Annotated in this window: 14 protein-coding genes; 10 read left to right on the top strand and 4 right to left on the bottom strand. The window is 58.0% G+C overall.

Going from position 1 to position 17,622, the window contains the following annotated elements:
• Window positions 1–62: 62 nt before the first annotated feature.
• From IPK32_17635 to IPK32_17645, 3 genes are read left to right on the top strand one after another with little or no spacing between them, the layout of a single operon-like run.
• The gene (locus tag IPK32_17635) at window positions 63–1,067 is read left to right on the top strand and encodes a glucose-6-phosphate dehydrogenase assembly protein OpcA (protein ID MBK8093739.1); all 1,005 of its coding nucleotides are present in this window, start codon (window positions 63–65) and stop codon (window positions 1,065–1,067) included.
• A 25-nt stretch (window positions 1,068–1,092) separates the two neighbouring features.
• Window positions 1,093–1,926, top strand: a complete 834-nt coding sequence (locus IPK32_17640) for a UbiA family prenyltransferase (protein ID MBK8093740.1) — start codon at window positions 1,093–1,095, stop codon at window positions 1,924–1,926.
• Window positions 1,927–1,978: 52 nt separating this feature from the next.
• On the top strand, window positions 1,979–3,907 hold the full coding sequence (locus IPK32_17645; protein ID MBK8093741.1) for a DUF1553 domain-containing protein: 1,929 nt from the start codon (window positions 1,979–1,981) through the stop codon (window positions 3,905–3,907).
• Window positions 3,908–3,911: 4 nt separating this feature from the next.
• Here IPK32_17645 and IPK32_17650 read toward each other — a convergent pair whose 3' ends face one another.
• Together IPK32_17650 and IPK32_17655 are read right to left on the bottom strand one after the other, a co-directional pair.
• Window positions 3,912–5,831, bottom strand: a complete 1,920-nt coding sequence (locus IPK32_17650; protein MBK8093742.1) for an O-antigen ligase family protein — start codon at window positions 5,829–5,831, stop codon at window positions 3,912–3,914.
• Between the two features lie 139 nt (window positions 5,832–5,970).
• Entirely contained in the window at window positions 5,971–6,963 is a 993-nt protein-coding gene (locus tag IPK32_17655; GenBank protein ID MBK8093743.1) for an OmpA family protein, read from the bottom strand.
• Between the two features lie 224 nt (window positions 6,964–7,187).
• Between IPK32_17655 and IPK32_17660 the strand changes: the two genes are divergently transcribed.
• Both IPK32_17660 and IPK32_17665 read left to right on the top strand, forming a co-directional pair.
• A complete protein-coding gene (locus IPK32_17660; GenBank protein ID MBK8093744.1) occupies window positions 7,188–8,159 on the top strand; it encodes an FAD:protein FMN transferase in 972 nt (323 codons plus the stop codon).
• Window positions 8,160–8,163: 4 nt separating this feature from the next.
• A complete protein-coding gene (locus IPK32_17665; protein ID MBK8093745.1) occupies window positions 8,164–9,414 on the top strand; it encodes an FMN-binding protein in 1,251 nt (416 codons plus the stop codon).
• 7 nt (window positions 9,415–9,421) lie between these two features.
• On the opposite strand, the gene IPK32_17670 is transcribed toward IPK32_17665, so the two are convergent.
• The gene (locus IPK32_17670) at window positions 9,422–10,282 is read right to left on the bottom strand and encodes a hypothetical protein (GenBank protein ID MBK8093746.1); all 861 of its coding nucleotides are present in this window, start codon (window positions 10,280–10,282) and stop codon (window positions 9,422–9,424) included.
• 12 nt (window positions 10,283–10,294) lie between these two features.
• A complete protein-coding gene (locus tag IPK32_17675) occupies window positions 10,295–11,308 on the bottom strand; it encodes a TlpA family protein disulfide reductase (protein MBK8093747.1) in 1,014 nt (337 codons plus the stop codon).
• Between the two features lie 128 nt (window positions 11,309–11,436).
• Here IPK32_17675 and IPK32_17680 point away from each other — a divergent pair, with 128 nt between their 5' ends.
• The 5 genes from IPK32_17680 (at window position 11,437) to IPK32_17700 (ending at window position 17,608) form a co-directional block, all read left to right on the top strand.
• Window positions 11,437–12,870: a DUF1080 domain-containing protein gene (locus tag IPK32_17680; GenBank protein MBK8093748.1), complete on the top strand. Its 1,434-nt coding sequence runs from the start codon at window positions 11,437–11,439 to the stop codon at window positions 12,868–12,870.
• Between the two features lie 956 nt (window positions 12,871–13,826).
• Window positions 13,827–14,303, top strand: coding sequence for a DUF4262 domain-containing protein (locus IPK32_17685; GenBank protein ID MBK8093749.1), 477 nt, complete (start codon window positions 13,827–13,829; stop codon window positions 14,301–14,303).
• Window positions 14,304–15,189: 886 nt separating this feature from the next.
• A complete protein-coding gene (locus IPK32_17690) occupies window positions 15,190–15,624 on the top strand; it encodes a GCN5 family acetyltransferase (protein MBK8093750.1) in 435 nt (144 codons plus the stop codon).
• A 225-nt stretch (window positions 15,625–15,849) separates the two neighbouring features.
• Complete coding sequence (locus IPK32_17695) at window positions 15,850–16,254, top strand: hypothetical protein (protein MBK8093751.1); 405 nt, start codon at window positions 15,850–15,852, stop codon at window positions 16,252–16,254.
• 616 nt (window positions 16,255–16,870) lie between these two features.
• Complete coding sequence (locus IPK32_17700) at window positions 16,871–17,608, top strand: ATP-binding cassette domain-containing protein (protein ID MBK8093752.1); 738 nt, start codon at window positions 16,871–16,873, stop codon at window positions 17,606–17,608.
• Window positions 17,609–17,622: the final 14 nt, after the last annotated feature.

Here is a 17,622-nt window from a genome sequence, read left to right on the forward strand (position 1 = left end):
CCCCCCCCTGGCGGGCGTGTAGCAAACTCTTGCTGGGAGTGGCTAGCGTGGCAGGGTGAGGTATGGCCGCCACACTGCATGCTGAGACAGACTTTTCCCTGCTGGGAATGGAGACACCGATCACTCGAATCGACCGTGCCCTGAAAGCATTATGGGCGGATGACGAGGCCAAGACGCGTGCTTCGCTGATCAATCTGGTGATTTACACCGAGGACACCACACTGTTGGCCGCTGACAATGATTTACTCGGTCAAGTCGCCGCAGAGCACGCCTGCCGAGCACTGCTGGTGCTGGCGCTGCCGGATGCAGAGCCACCACGGGCACGCTCATGGATACAGGCGCTGTGCAGGCCGTATCGGGGCCGCCAGACAGTTTGCAGTGAGCAAATCAGCTTTGTGTTGGAGGGCGGGGATGCGGCCCAGGTGCAGAATGTGGTCTTTGCGCATCTGGATAGTGATCTGCCGCTGGTGGTGGCTTGGCAGTCGGACCTGACGAAGAACTTCGAGGAGCGATTCTTCAGCCGCATCGACACGCTCATCATCGACAGTAGCCGCTGGACTGATCCTGCACGCGAGCTGGATGCTCTGACGGCGATGCGAGCGGAGGGGGCAGACTTTGATCTGCGTGATCTGGCGTGGACGCGGTCGCATTTCATGCGCACAGCGCTGGCTGGCTGCTTCCAGGACGCGTCAGCTTTGCAAAAACTGCCGCTGCTTCAGGTGTTACGCATCACCTACTGCCGGGGGCAGCGCATGACGGCGCTGCTGCTGGCGGCGTGGATTCGCCAGCGGCTGAAAAATGAGCTAAAACTCGATTTGATCGAGAAAGAGGACGGCCCCGCGTTGCAAAGCATCGTGCTCGAAGGCGAAGGTGTGCGTGGGGAAGTGCGGCGTGATTGTGACTCGCGCTTTGTGCATGTTTGCACGTCTTGTGGCGGTCACTCGCACAAGGAGCTGCTGCCTGCGGATGTGGATAGCGATGCCGAGCTCATGAATGAGCAACTGAGCCGATTCGGAGGAGATACGCTGTATTCTGATATGCTGCCAGTCGTGCGTGCGATGCTGTGAGTGCTGACGAATGAATCTCTGCGTCATGAAAAACGAATCAAGTTTCTGGGCGGCGTGGCTAAAGCTGGCGCGTGTATCGAATCTGCCGACGGTTTGGACGAATGTGCTGGCCGCATGGGTGCTCTCTGGTGGCTGGTGGCGTGAGGGAGTGGTGCTAGGGCTCTTGGTAGCCGGATCATTGATGTACACGGGTGGTATGATCCTCAATGATGCTGCGGATGTGGCCTTTGATCGGCAGCACCGAGCGGGGCGGCCGATCCCGAGCGGCCAGATCAGTGCGCGTGCGGCGTGGAGTGTGGGGCTGGTGATGCTGCTGGGTGGCGCTGGTCTGGCTGTGTGGTGCGGGGCCGGGCTATGGATGACGCTGGCATTGATCGGAGCGATTTTGTTTTATGATCTGTATCACAAGCCCTGGGCTGGATCGGTGGTGGTGATGGGGGCCTGTCGCACGCTGCTGTATCTGTGTGTAGCCTCTGCGCTGGGTGGTCAGGTACTGGCGCAAAGTCTGCTGCTGGGGGTGTACATCGTGGCGCTGAGTCTGGCCGCACGCTCACGCGGTGGATGGTGGAGTGTGCTGCTATTTGCCCCGCTGGTGTGGGCGCTGGTGGTGATGGGGACGGGAGCGCTGCGGCATCTGGATGTCTTTGTGCCGGTGTGGCTGGCGCTGCTGGTGCTCGTCCTCTATGCGCTGCTGCATCTGCGAGCAGGGAAAGTCGATGACGGCGTGGGTTGGCTGCTGGCGGGCATCGTGCTGGTCGATGCGCTTTTCATCTCCAGCCGTGAGCCATGGCTGGCGCTGGCTTTTGTGGCGGTGTGTCCGCTGCTCCGTCTCTGGCAGCGCTGGGTGGCCGCGACGTGATCATTTCCAGAACACTGCCTAGAGTGGCGTTTTGGCTCCGTAGTAAGAGGGTATGTTGCGCATCTCTTTGCTCCTTTTATGCCTCTGTGGGCCAGTGCTCGCCAAGGACGCTGGTCCTAGGCCTGTGCCGTGGTCTTTCGCTCCGCTGCGGCGGACGGAGCTGCCGAGTGTGAAGAACCATGCGTGGCCACAGAGCCGCCTAGACTACTACATTTTGGCGAAAATGGAGGCCGCAGGCATGGAGCCCGCCCCGAGGGCCACAGATCGCGTCCTGCAACGCAGAATGGCCTTTGATCTCACGGGATTGCCGCCGGATGGGAGCCCGCAGTCTGCCACGGCGAATCCGCTGGAGAAATACCTCGCCTCTCCGCATTATGGTGAGCGCTGGGCGCGGCACTGGCTGGATCTAGCTCGCTACACAGACCGTACACCGGACTGGCTTGACTCGACGAAGTATGCCTACCTCTACCGCGACTGGGTGGTGAAGTCACTCAATGAAGACATGCCGTATGATCGCTTCATCCTGCGACAACTTGCGACGGATTACCTGCCGGAGTGTGGTCCTGCGGATCGCGTCGCGTTGGGTTTCATCGGCCTGAGTCCCACGTATTTTAAGGAACTGCAGCTCCCGCCAGAGATCATCAAGACCACCGTCGCAGATGAATGGGAAGAACATGTCGATGCGATCGGTCGCACGTTTTTAGGCCTCACGCTGGCCTGTGCCCGGTGTCATGATCACAAGTCCGATCCGATCTCTGCGCAGGATTATTATGCCCTGGCAGGTGTCTTCGCTTCGGTGAAGCTGGGTGAGGTGCCGACGATGGGTGATGAGATGTGGAAACCGGTCGAAAAAGCCCGCACGCAGGTCGCCGCTCTGGAAAAGCAGATCAAAGACCTCGCGAAGAAAAAGCCCCAAGATCCCGCTGCGGAAAAAAAGAGGCTAGAGGCGCAAATCGCCGCTCTGAAGGCTCAAACGCCGCACTACAACATGCTCATGGCCAATGCTGTCGAGGATGCAGCTCTCTTTGTCGTCCATAAAGAGAAGGAACATGGCTCCAAACTCGATTACAGGGCCGGTATGGCCCGCGATCTGGAAATGCAGAATCGTGGCAATCCGAACGACACCGGCGATGTGGTGCCACGGCGCTTCCTGAGCGCCTTTCCATCGAAAAGCGGGCTGCCGCGTAAGTTTTCCACCGGCAGTGGCCGATTGGAGCTGGCAAAGGCACTCATCGAAGACGCAGCGCCACTGACAGCTCGTGTGATGGTCAATCGTGTGTGGAAGCACCACTTCGGGCGGGGACTGGTCGATACACCTAGTGAGTTCGGGAATCTGGGTGAGGCACCGACGCATCCAGAACTGCTCGATGATCTGGCTGGACGCTTCATCGAGAACGGTTGGTCACTGAAATGGCTGCACCGCGAGATTTTAAATTCCGCGACGTGGCAGCAGAGCAGTGTCGCTGCGGCCTCAGAGCTGCGTGACCCCGAGAACAAGCTCTTTGCACGCATGCCGCGCCGCCGACTGGACTGGGAGGCATGGCGTGATGCCATCCTGAGTGCCACGGGCACGCTCGATCTCACTCCCGGTGGTCCCGCAGGCGACATCAGCGATCTGAAAAACCTCCGTCGCTCACTCTACGGTGCCTCAGACCGCCAGGATATGGACCCGATGCTACGCATCCATGACGTGCCAGACCCAGGTGCGCATAATCCCTGGCGTAGCGAGACGATCACGCCGCTCCAGGGCCTCTTTGCGCTCAATTCGCCCTTCATGCAGGAACAAGCTGTGGTCTTGGCCCGCTGGGCGATGAAGCGGCCATACACAGATGTTTATGCCCGCCTCTTCCAGCGTGAGCCGACTGCTATGGAGCAGCGTGTATCCCGCCAATTCCTCGCTGGTAGGGAAGGGGACATCACCGCCTGGACACACTACACACAGGCGCTGCTAGCCGGGAATGAGATGCTCTTTGTGGACTGAGTGCTCATCGCACAGCAGCTCTGCTTTGCTGAAGTGCAGCGTAGGCGGTGTCGCGCAGTAGGAGCTCGTGCTCGGTATTCCAGTTCGCGGTGCCGGTGGGATTCATGGCCCGTGCCTTCATGGCCCACAGGCAGGCCATTTCAGCCTCTTCATAGCGACGCAGGGAGTGTAGATAGATGGCCAGTGCCACACGCGGCTCCTCATACAGTGGCGCGAGGTCCATGGCGCGGTGGATGGCGGAAAGCGCCTCCTCCATGTGCCCAGTGGCACGCAGGGCATCCGATAGCGCTAGCTGGTAGAGGTATTGATGCGCATTGAGTGCGCAGGCACGGCGTAGATCCGATAGACCGGCCTCCAGCAGACGGTGGCGCTCGGATTCGCTCTTGGTCGGGCTCCACTGGTCCAGATGTGCCACGCCACGCAGGAAGAAAACCTCCGCATTATGTGGATCGATGTCTCCCGCCCGTAGCAGATGCTCCAGAGCACCTGCGGCATCTTTTTTACTCTTCAGCACCGCGGACACCCCGGCGTGGTAATCAGCTGCGCCCCAGATCAGGGAGCAAAAAACGAGCGCTAGAGATGCTGCGAGCGATGCTAGCTTCATCCCCAGTCGGGCCCATGGCATGCGCGGTCCGCGTGAGCTGTCCGCATCTGCATCGAAGCCCGGATTGGCCAAAAAACCCAGTAAAATCGCGCCCGTGACTGCCACAGCTGGGATGTGCCAGTGAAACTCCACGATCGCATGCGTGAAGGATGCTGCTAGGGCCGCTAGAGAGCCCAGAGTCAGCGCCAGTGTCGTGCCTGAGAGCTGGCCCGTGCGTATGAATTTCCGATGCGCGAACCAATGCAAAAAGCGCAGTCCTTGGATGAAATGCACTGCCACCAGTGCGGCCAGCAGTAGCAGCCCGATCCAGCCATAATCGGCGAGCATCTGAAGGTACTCATTGTGGGCAAAAAGAGCCTCTCCGTTGTAGCCCGCCATGCGTGGGTCACGGTAGCGCACACAGCCAGAGTAGAACATGCGCGAGCCCGCACCGAGGAGTGGCGCTTCTGCATTCTGCGCTACGGCAGAGGGCCAGATCACACTGCGGATGTCCTTTGTGGCGGAGTTTTCCTGGGTGCGCCGGACGAGCATCTCCTCATTCACCTTCCACAGCACTGCTGTGCCGAGTCCTAGCAGCAGCGTGCCGCCGATGAGCATCCATTTAAAGAGATGCCGCTGGGTCTGCCACACCATCCACAGCCCCAACACGCCAAAGACCGCCACCCCTGCCGCTGCACCCAGTACTGCTCCGCGGCTGACTGTCAGCGCCGTCCCCGTAGCGATGGTGAGCAGTACAAAACCCAGAAACAGCCGCATGGCCGTGCCTGCACGACCAAAGAGCATCCAGCCCGCGCACATGAATAGCACCATCGAGAGGAACGAGGCGAGGTGGTTCGCATTGTTATAAAAGCCGCCCACACGTCCAGCACCACCAGAGCCCTCAAAGCGTGCAAATCCTGGCACGATGTGGAAATCCCAATGTCCACTGAAATGAATCATGCCCACGGCCAGATTCCCCACCGTGAGTGCTAGTAGCACGTAGATCAGGCCCATGCGCACTCGCGGATGGCTGCAAGCCGTCACCGTGAGCAAATAGGCTACCAAGGCTGCGCAAAGGATGAACACATCCTCCCGCGCCCACACTGCCACAGGTGAAAAAATTGCCCGAGCCGTGATATACAGCGCAAAGAGCAGTGTCGTGGCAAGACACAGGTCCGAGGGCGGGAAGGTCAGCTTGATCCGCCACCGCACAGCCGCGAGTAGCCCCGCCAAACCCAGCAGCAGACAGCCTGGCCAGAAAAACAGCATCCGCGTCTCTGTCGCCAGCACGCCAATAACCAGCAGCGCGAAGAAAAAGAGGGCGATGATGAGTTTCGGCATGAGGGAGTTGGTTGAGTGAGCTTTGCAGTATCAAGGTGAGAAGACTCGCTGGCGGAGCATGCAGCCCACGCGCATTATCCACAATGCGGATGGCCCGCTTTTCCTGAGGTGGAGCGGTGATGGATCGGGAACATGATTTTCAATTTTCCACCTTCACCAGTGCGACACGGCGGTTTTTCGCCCGGCCTTCTTCGCTGCCATTGCTGGCGATGGGGCACTGATAGCCCACGCCGCAGGGCGTGAGTCTGGTGGCGGCAGCGGGGAGCCGCTGCGTGAGTGCGGATACCACTGCTGCTGCGCGGTTTTTAGACAGCTCGATATTGCCTTCGAATTTTCCCACGATGTCGGTATGGCCGACGACGAGCAGGCGCAGTGCGGGGTCTGATTTGAGCAGCTTCGCCACTTCATCAAGTGTGGCATCAGACTCTGGCTTCAATGTGGCGGAAGCGGTGTCGAAATGAAAGCCGTAGAGGTTTACCACACCTTGCTGGATGATCCCAGAGGCCATTTCCTCCGCTTTGACCAGCACCATCTTTTCCTCCATGTCCTTGGATTCGATCAGGTCGATAGCGATCACTGGCACTCCCGCTTTCGGTTGTAGGCTCTTGGGGTTCACGGTGCCTGCTTTGAAGTTCGCGACGAACAGCGCCAGATGGGCGCTGCCTTTCTTCGCTGCTAAATACTGGGCCCCAGGATGACTAAGGGCAAAGGTGCCACCGGGGCGATCCGCAAAAAGAGAACGAAACAGAATGCCTTTGCCAGCACTGAGTTCCTCGCCCGTGCCTGTCCATAGCGTCTCCCAGCCACCTGCGGCGAGCTCGCTCTGGTAGTTCCGAAAGACTTCCAGCGCCGTGCGATTGGGATCGTTACTGATGTAGGTGACTTTCGTCACTTTGCCCTCCAGCGCCAAACTATTGGCAAAGATGTTCACGTTCGACTTTTTCGTCAGTTTTCCCAGAGGCAGTGTGTAGCTGCCAAAGGCCTTTTCTTCAAAAAATGTTGTGCGCGTGCCCTCATAGCGTTTCAGCCCAGCGGGGTCTTTGGAGCCGGGAAGGTCCGCCGCATTTTGTGCACTCAGTAAGTGGGGGAAACTGAGGAAGAGTGAGGCAAGGACAATGAGGTTCGGTTTCATGCAATGGGATAGAGGTATGTACGAGCTGCGGTGACTGACCAGACTGACCGTCGAAGGGACTTTCACACATCCAATCCGTCAAGCATGAGTTCAAGGGCATCGCTCTAGGATTCGACCCGTGTGGCGTTTTTTGCACTGTTCAGTCAGGTGCTCTTCTTGGCGCTGCGCAAATGCAGAAAGGATTTTGCGCAACGAATGGCACCTTGGCGACGTTCTGGCCGGGCATGAATCATTCACCACCTCCGCAGCCGGGCCGTCGCCGTTTTTTAGCACTCGCGGCAGGGGCTTGTGGTGCAGCGGGGTGGTGGCGCTGGCAAGATGGGCTCAAGAAGGTCACACAGCAGTCCCAGGCACTCGGCGCTAATGTTTCGATCACGGCACTGCATGCGGATGAGGCCACCGCACAGCATGCGCTGAAAGCTGCCTTTGCCGAGCTAAAGCAGATCGAGTCGGTGATGAGCCTCTACCGGCCTGAAAGCCAGATTTGCCGACTGAATCGACATTCCGTGCTGGAAGCACCGGATGCGCAGTTTTTGGAGGTACTGCGTTTTGCGGCACAGATGGCTGAAAAGTCCGCTGGAGCCTTTGATATGACCGTACAGCCTCTTTGGGCACTGAAAGGTGCCGCAGCGGATGCGGCGGTGCTTTCCAAGGTGGGCTGGCAGCGTGTGCATATCAGCCCTGAGCGAGTGCAGATGGAAAAAGGCATGGCCATCACGCTCAATGGCATCGCCCAGGGTTACGCCACGGATGCGGCTCTGCGGGTGCTGCGGCAGCACGGCGTGCAGCATGCGCTGATCGATGCCGGCGAGCTCGCAGGCATGGGCCAGAGCCCGCGTGGTAGGCCGTGGAGCATCGGTATACAGCATCCGCGTGATCGAGCTGCCTTCGCCGCGATGGCCGAGCTGCCCGACCGTGCTCTAGCCACCTCAGGCGACTATGAGACGGCTTTCAGCGGCGATTTCAGCCGCCACCACATCATTGACCCTCACAGCGGACTGTCGCCAATGGAGCTAGCCAGTGTCTCGATTGCTGCACCGGATGCGATGACGGCAGATGCACTCTCCACGGCTATCTTTGTGCTCGGGCCACAGCGAGGGCTGGAGTTGCTGCATTCTTTTCCCGGCACGGATGCGCTATTCATCACCAAAAATGGCCGCCGCAATGCCACAGCGGGCTTTCCTTTTGCCGCCTGATCGGATGAAGACGCTCTCCATACTCCTTTTCTTAACCGTGGTGGTGGTAAGCCGTGCGGACACAATCGAGCTCATCAGTGGTGCCAAAGTAGAGGGCAAAGTGCTCGCCAATGATGCTGCTGCAAAGACCCTCACAGTGGAGTTCTTGCTCAGTGGCAAGCTGACGCAGCGCACAGTGCCGTATGCGACCGTGCGGGCCATCACCGTCGGTGGTGTGCGTAGCATGATCGGTGCAGCGGCGGCGGTCGCGGCAACTCCCACCACGCGCACTCCAGCGGAGGTGAAAGCATTCATCTCCTCAGTCGGACCCTCTGAGCCGGATTGGCTGAAATCCACAGGGCTGAATCTGCCCAAGACACTCGATCTCTCCTGGCCGGAGAAGCCACCCCAGGGCTGGAACAACCAAAAGAATGTCGGCCAATTCATCTGGGACATCATCAATCCGAACACCAACCGCTGGAAAGAAGGCGTGAAGCTCATGCACGACCTGCTCGCGACGAAGCCCGACGCTGCTCTCAAAGCCCGCGCCACCAAGGAGCTGGCGAACATGCACTTCCGCTTCTTTCAGGACTACGCCCGCGCCGCCTGGTGGTGGCAGCAGGCAGAAATCACGGCCAATGATCCGCCGGGCATCCATCTGGCCGAGTGTTATTGGCGTCTCGGTAGCAAGCAGATGGCACTCGATTTCATCGGTCGGTCGCAATATCTCACGCTCAACGCAATCAAGCTCCTCGGGGACATGCAGGAGACGGACCGCGCTCTCGAAATGGCCGATGAATATAATGACCCTGATGCATGGCTCTTAGCAGGAGATGCCTGTCGCCTCGCTGGTCGTATCCCCCAGGCGAAAGCTCTCTACGAGAAAGTGGTGAGCACTCCGCCGCCTGCGGGCCAGAAACCAGATCGCCTGAAGCGCACACAAAACCGTGCCCAGGCCAGTCTTGAGGCCCTGCGGCTCTACGAACTCTCCGACGTGTCCAAAGTGGCTGATGGCACCTACAAAGACAGCAGCCTCGGTTACGAAGGCCAAGTGGAAGTCAGTGTGAAGGTGAGTGGCAAAAAAATCGAAGGCGTCCAAATCACCCAACACAAAGAGAAGCAGTACTACTCCTCCATGCGTGATGTGCCGGAGCAGATCATCGCCAAACAAGGCGTCAAACAAGTGGATGCCACTAGCCGCGCCACTATTACCAGTGAGGCCATCATCAATGCCGTATCCAAAGCGCTCGCTCAGGAGCGAAATGAGGGGCGTTGAGCCTAGCTCATTCCCCCACATCGATCACTGTGAAATCTCCGGTTCGAGCGAGTAGGGATGGATTCGTCTCCGCTGTCAGTCGGCGCATGTGATCGAGTGCATGCTTGTCGATGATGACGCGCTGCTTCTGGAGCCCCTGCGAGATGATGGGCCCCTCGATCCAGCGTGGCTCATGGCCAAAGGGGGACTGTGAGGGAAAGTAAACGGCAGCGCGGCCTACATTCTCGTCGATGAGCTGTGAGGGGGCACCGCCAGTGAGATGGCTCACGGCGGTGATGCAGCCTAGCTCCACGGCCCGTGCGGAGGCGCAGCGGTCCACGCGCTCCACGCCCAGCAGCGTCTCGGTGGCGCTGGGCACGAGCACCACGTCCACACCGCGTCCGCGTAGCTGGGCACTGATTTCGGCGATCTCGATGTCCAAACAGATCACCACAGCGAAGCGCACTCCGCCGAAGTCAAACAGCCGCAGAGCATCTCCAGGCGTGAAAATCGACTCCCAGGGCGTGAGGTGCAGCTTGTCCTGATAAAGATCGCTTTCGTCGAGCAGGATTGGAGCACGGTTTTTCAATGCTGCGCGGTCTGCATCCCAAAAGGGAGCCGTCCCGAGGACCACGCCCTTTCCAGGCCTGCGCAGCAGGGAGCACAGGGTGGGATAGATCTCTCCCCAGAAGACACGGGCCACTCCAGCGGGCGTGGGTGGCTCCACCAGCGGCTCCAGCCCCATCCAGGTGAACTCTGGCAGCAGGACCATGTCTGCACCGCTGTCCCAAGCGGTCTCTACGCATTCCGTCACCTCCGCCGCGTAGGCTGCCGGGGATTTGGCACCGGAGCCTGGATCAAAGGTGCAAATATCGAGCGTGAGAGGCATGGGAGAGGCTCGTCAATGTGGGGGTTCGATGGCGCTATTGATCTTTTTCAGCGCTGCCCACAGGCCGGGGTCTTGCAACATGCCATTGAAGAGCACCTTGCCCTCCGGGCTCAGTAATACAGTGCGTGGCAATGTTTGGATTTCAAAGAGCTGGGTGAAGGGCCGCTCTTTGGGCTCGATGAGCCAGGGGATGTGCATGTCCTGCTCTTTGCGAATGCGCTCGGCGATGGTTTCCGCCACCTCATCATCTTTATTCATCGCGATCACTGCGATGCCGTACTTCGCCAGTTCCTCCGCCTCTTTTTTCAGGGTAGGCATGAGCTGCATGCAGGGGCCACACCACGAGGCCCAGAAGTCGATGAGCACCGCTTTTTTTCCATGCACGAGATCACCCAGCGTCGTCGTCTCTCCCATGGAGGTGACGATCGGTAGCGCCATGTCCACTTTCAGCGTGGCCATTTTGATCTCACGCCGATGCGACTCGATGGTCTGGATAAAAACGGGGGCCTGTGAGGGCTGTAGCCAGATGGCTTCGAGGATGTGTTTTTTGAATTCATCCTTGTTCCCGTCGCCCTTCGCTTTGAGTGCATGAATGTAGGCGATGAAGGACTGCACCGCCTCGGCACTAGGGATGGCCGCAGATTGAGCTGGATCGAAGTTTTTGGCCAGCACCTCCGCCTCGGGGAGGAGTTTCAGCAGATAGGGGACATTCAGGTTCCGCAGGCCATAGATCAGACGTGCTTCGATGATCTGCTGGCGTGGCACCCCCATTTTGTTCGCATCTTTGGCCAGCTTTTCGAGCTCCTCTAGGGGGATGGACGGATTAAACATCTGCTGGAGTATCTCCTGGGCGGTCTTGGTCGCCTCAGCACGGATTTGCTCGGGTGACTCGGGGGCCGACGGTGCCGTAGGTGTCTGGGCTGGAGCAGCAGGAGCGGGTGGGGCAGACGCTGGCTGTTGCGCTGGCAGATAGGAAGTCAGCGAGAGCAGCAGGTAGGCGGAAAGAGCACGGGAAGGTATTTTCATGCGTCAAAAACCTCCACGCATGGCCCCGAGGTGTCGAGAGGAAACTCTCCGCCACTCTTTCTCCTGCGGGTGAAAGATGAACACGACTTCCTCCGACTCATGCCTCGTTCTGATTCATTCCCCCATCCATGAAAACACAGCTCACCCTGCTCCTAGCTCTCGCCACGGCCTCGATTAGTGCCTTTGCGGAAAACAACACGCCTCCAGCCGGATTCACCGCCCTCTTCAATGGCAAGGACCTCGCAGGCTGGTATGGCTGGGGCACGCAAGATCCCACGGACCTCGCCAAAATGACGCCTGAGCAGCGAGCCGAATACCGGAAGCACTCCATCGAAGGCGGGCTCAAAGACGCCAAAGGCAACGACAAAGGCGACCACATCCACGCCCACTGGAAAGTCGAGAACGGCGAGCTCGTCAATGACGGCAAAGGCCTCTACCTCACCACCGACAAGGACTACGGCGACTTCGAGCTCTGGGTGGACTACAAGATGCTCCCCCTCGGCGACAGCGGCATCTACCTGCGCGGCATCCCCCAGGTGCAGATCTGGGATTTCACTGAAAAAGACGAAAAAGCACTCTCCCTGGGCAAGCAATTCGGCTCTGGCGGCCTCTGGAACAACAAGAGCCCCGAAGGCAAAAACCCGCTCAAGCTCATGGATAAGCCCATCGGCGAGTGGAACACCTTTCACGTCAAAATGATCGGCGAACGTGCCACCGTCACGCTCAATGGCGAAGTCATCGTCAAGAATGCCGTGCTGGAAAACTTCTTTGCCAATCGCAAAGCCGGCTACCTCGCCTACGGCAAAAAAGACGACAAAAAAGGAGCCGCACCCGCTGCACCTGCCAATTGGATCCCAGACCCCACCTTTGCCCGTGGCCCCATCCAGCTCCAGACCCACGGCAGCGAAATCCGCTGGCGCAACGTCTTCATCCGCGAAATCACCGCCGAAGAATCCAATACCACCCTGGGCGGCAACTGGGCGGAGGAGGGCTTCACCCGCCTCGACAACGGCATCGACCTCAGCAACTGGCAGGGAGCCGTGCAGAACTACGAAGTCGTCGATGGAGCCATCGTCTGCAAAAAAGGCAAAGGCGGCGACCTCCTCAGCAAAGAACAATACACCGACTGCATCATCCGCTTTGAAGTCCAGATCCCCGAAGGCTGCAACAACGGCATCGCCCTCCGCACCCCCGTGGGCGGGCACAGCGCCTCAGACGGCCTGGAAATCCAAGTCATCGACAACGACGGCTACAACAAAGCCCACCCCGGCAAAGAGCTGAAGGAGTATCAATACCACGGCTCCGTCTATCACCTCGTTGGAGCCAAGCCCGGCTTCCTCCGCCCCGCAGGCCAGTGGAACTTCGAAGAAATCGAAATCCGTGGCAACAAGATCAAAGTCACCCTCAACGGCACGCGTATCCTTGAGGCCGACCTCGATAAAGTCGATCTCACCGGCCACAAAGTGATCCCCAAAGGCATCGCGAACAAAACCGGCCACATCGGCTTCGCTGGCCACAACGACCCCGTCGCCTTCCGCAACTTCCGCGTGAAGCGCCTGTGACCTGACCGCCGAAAAAGCCCCCCAATCCCCCTACTTAGCCGCCGGATTCACCCCGGCGGCTTTTTGTGCCAGATTGCCTTCCGAACGACACAACGATGAAGCTGGCTCATGAATCCACCTGACTATGACATTTGGACGATCCGCCGGACGATAGGATGGCAGAGGCAGTCCAGGTCCGGCAGCGAATACCGGAAGGCATGGTGACGGCGATAACCACGCCACCCCCGAAATTTGGGAGGAAGAGCTCGCATGCCGCATGCGATGGACAAGCCGTTGCTTGCCAAAGGGAGAGCGTCTGGCTAGTCTCGGACCGGTTCGTCCGCAGATAACGGTGAACGAATCAGATCCGCCCACAGTTTATTGTGACTAAACAACGTCGGCCAACCCAAGATGATCGTAATCCATTCCAAACGTTACAGATCCCTACTCTTCGGGTGGGTATTCTCACGGGCCGCATTGGCCTTTCTTGTGCTGCGACTTTTCCTCGATCGCAACGATTTCGACCTAGCCAACTTCGCGCAGAATATCACGGGTGTCCTACTGGTTACCGGAGTGAGCGCATTTTTTGAGTGTGACTCATTGCCAAGTCGTTTTTGGTTCGAGTCAGATGTATTGTGCGTTGAGGACGCCAGCGGCAGGATTGATCGCTTTGAGAGATGGGTCATCACGAAGCCATTTGGTTTTGAGACGCTCTATGCTCAATCCTCACAGCAGAGACTTCGAATGCCTTTGTGCGGATATGTGAAAATCTCGCAGAGTTTGGAGGTCATTACAGCGAAAACCGAACAGCCAATCCAAAACGTATGAAAGCCTCTCCGATTTCGCTGCAACATTGCCCATACCAGGGCGAAATGGATACAGGCAACGGCTCGAAGGCTATCTGTCGTGTCCGCATCGTCTTGCGCTCGCCGCCGCCTGATCCGAGCCGTTAGGCCAGAAAACCACGCTACCACCAAATGATCTCAGATTCTGATAAGAAAGCCTTTTTCGATGACCATGTTCGGAGGATCGACGAGGACGGATTTTCGACCATGTCGGTAGTGGGCGATCCCCCTCAGTTTTCTTATACTACAGGTCTCTACAAGTCCTATGCTCATCCCGAGCTGATCGTATTCGGGCTTCCGCCAGCGAGAGCTGCTGGGCTACTTTCAGACATCGCCCTTAAGGCTCGTGAAGGCACGCCATTCGATCTTTCAGAACCAACCGACGAGCTTCTTGTGGACTGCGATGTCCTGTTTGTTGAGGTTCTTAGATCGACATTCGCAGAGTATTGTTTGTTAGCTATGCGATATTACGGCGAGGAAGAGTTTCCTGTCTTTCAGGTCGTATGGCCGTCTGCTTTTGATGGGTGTTATCCGTGGGATTCAGATGCCGATCCGGAGTTCGTTGCCATACAGCCCGTCCTTGGAAAGCCGAACATTAAAGCGCGGTAGCCAACCACTGTCCTCTCTTTCTTTTTTCCATGCTCACCTTAACCCGAATGATCCTCGCGCATCCACCCGCTCCCTCGGGCGACGGTGGCTACGCTTGAGTCGGCCAAGAAACAGAGTCCATTGCCGCCTGATGCACAATTTTGACGTTCAGATTGAACCTTCGATGATGAGAATCGCCTGGAGAGCGTGGTTCTTTCGCGCTCACCGTGTCGGCAGACTCGCGATAGCCTTTGGACTACTTGCCGCCGCCGTTGTTGTTGATCTTTGGTCTGGCCGATTCACCACGGTGTCGATCATCGCGCTGACGATAATGTCATTTACCATATTGATCTATGTCGGAGCCTACTTTGTAGGTCTTCGTCGTTCACAGGCTAAGTTGGCGTCGATCTCAGATGGTCGGGCCAGCTACTCACTGACAGACTCACACATTGCAGCCACAAGCCCACTCGGAACGATGTCATTGTCATGGTCTGCCATTTCAGAGTTGAGGCGCTACCGGGATCTTATGTTTATTGGATTCCGAGGATCGGCATATTCCACCATTCCATTAGCGCAAATCACTCCAGAGGCCCTAGAGTTCTTGATCGAGCGCTGTCGCTCGGCGGGTGCCAAGCTCGTTGACATATGACCCATCACCACAGACACCACGACAACAAGAGGCCGAATCGAGTGGAGTTGACAGGATTGCGCCTGTCACCCTTCCCACACCACCCTCGAAAACTTGGAAGGGAAGGCCCGCATGCCTCATGCGATGGAGAAGCCGTTGCTTGCCAAAGGAAGAGCGGCTGGCTAGTCTCGGACCGGCTCGTCCACAGATAACGGTGAAGGAATCAGATTCGCCCATAGTTTATTGTGACTAAACAACGTTAGGCCCACAAACAGTGCAATGCCCAACTATCCTGATGCAGTTGATGCCGAGAAGGTAGGTTCTTATCCTGCGACAGCGGGAGCAGGCGGTGGCTACGTTTGGGATGAGGTGCTGGAGTATCGAGTCTGGTGTCACCCTGAGCGAGGAGCACCCGACGAGGATGAAGGGAACGACTATTTCTATACCTTCGCCACCTATGAGGAAGCTTTGCAGTGCTCGGAGGCCATCACCGGGGCGGAGGAGCCATTGGTTCTCATATTGCAGCGCGAGCACATCAACGAAGTTTCTCCCGGTGAGTATGTTCATGTCACCACGGAGCGGATTGCAGAGTGGCCCGTAGAGTTCTTGAAGCGCCCACGGCGCACCCCATCGACCATCCCTGACTTTCTTGCCCCGGACGCACCACCCAATCGTCTCGACATCATCCGAGGCCATGCTACCGAGTCGCCGTAAACCGAGGGCCGAAGGCGCGGCTGGCAACCGCAGTGGCGACTTTCGCTTTTTCCATGCTTCACTCACACTTCAACCTCAACCCAGCTTCCAACGCCCTCCGCCGCCACTGCGGTGCCAGCGGTTAGTCGTTGGCCAACTAATACGCACGCCATGCTGTCAACGAAGCTCGCAACATGTTTACTGGGATTGGCATTACTGGTTCCAATCACAGTGTCTTTTTGGTTGATGATACTCTACAAGCCGCAGACCGATGCGGAGCTTCAGAACTCATTGGATGACGCTTTGGCTAGTGTGAAGGCGGACATTGATTCACAGGTTGAGCCGGGTTTTCCCGTAGCGATGGCAGCATCGGTTCAGATACACCACCAGGTTACATTGCCCATTCTTGGGCCGCGCATCTGGTTGTTGGCTCCTCGTGCGTGGGTCGGTGTTGTTGGCTTTGTTTGCTGCCTGACAATTGCCGGACTATGGATTTTCAGTTCCTTCGTTTCGTCCATCGCGGTTTCGGGTGGCTATGGCCGATCCGGCATGGATGAGGCTTCATCTCACGGGGCCAGCCCGGGCCAGATCATCATTGATGAGTCATCTGTTCCAGAGTCACGCGCCATTTACTTGGACGACCAGAAATAACACCATGGACAGCCGCCAAATCACCGCCAAGGCCCAACAAAACGGATGCAGTAAAACGGCTCGAAGGCTATCTGGCGTGTCAGCAACGTCTTGCGCTCGTCGTCGCCTGATCAGAGAGGCTATATGAGTATTGCAGTCGAGACATTTCCGGTGATGCCGACGCGTCCCTGTCACTTTTGCTTTTCTTTACAGGGCGGCAGTGTGTTCGCCGACTTCGATGCAGGCGACGAAGGATTGATTTCACTCCGGCGGATTTCCTTCGATGGCTACGGTTGCTGTCGTTTTGAGACACCTATCACGAAGATGAGTTCTGCGGATTCACGGTTACTGACTATAAACCCGGCTTATTAGTGTCGCAGAGCCCCATTTTCGAGGAAAGAGGGACTTGGAGATGGCTCTGGACGGGGGAGGCGGGCTCGAACTGGGGTCCTGGATCGCTCAGGGCATGCATTTACATGGTAGGCACAATTTTTCAGTTGAGAAGCCTGCCTCTCCATCTATAAGCCCGCCCGCGTTTCTAAGCGTCCGCTGGCTGGCGAGATTTTTTGACCCGCCACGACAGCGTGTCACTTCAACCATCTCTCCAACCCCCAAATCCCATCCAACCCCACGATCTATGATCCAGGTGAAGAATCTCCGAAAAGAGTTCGGCTCGAAGGTGGCCGTCGATGACGTGTCATTCAAAGTCGAAAAAGGCGAAGTACTCGGCTTCCTCGGCCCGAACGGCGCGGGCAAATCGACCACGATGCGTATGGTCACTGGCTATTTCCGCCCTACGGCTGGCTCGGTGAGCCTCGGTGGTATCGACATGCTGGAAGAGCCCGAGAAGGCGAAGCAAATCCTGGGCTACCTGCCGGAAAATGCGCCGCTGTACTCCGATATGACGGTTTCTAGCTTCCTGGGCTTCTGCGCGGAGCTGCGCGGCATCCACGGCGCGGCGAAGACGAAGGCCATCGACCGCGTGCTCGATCTCTGCTTCCTGGACCGCGTGCGGAATCAAAGTGTGGATACGCTTTCCAAAGGCTACCGCCACCGCACCTGCTTCGCCCAGAGCATCATCCATGACCCAGAGGTGCTCATCCTGGATGAGCCCACCGACGGCCTCGATCCAAATCAAAAGCATGAGGTGCGCAGCATGATCAAGCGCATGGGCCAGAATAAGGCCATCATCTTCTCCACCCACATCCTGGAGGAAGTCGATGCCGCCTGCTCCCGTGCGATGATCATCGACCGCGGCAAAGTGGTGGCCGATGGCACCCCCGAGCAACTCCGCAAGCTCGTCCCCGGCTGCAACAGCCTCGATGAAGTCTTCCGCAGCGTCACCCGCAGCGATACCGAGAAGAAACACGCCTGATCGTGCCTCCCTCA

Source organism: Verrucomicrobiaceae bacterium, assembly GCA_016713035.1.
In the GTDB taxonomy this organism is placed as follows: Bacteria; Verrucomicrobiota; Verrucomicrobiia; order Verrucomicrobiales; family Verrucomicrobiaceae; genus Prosthecobacter.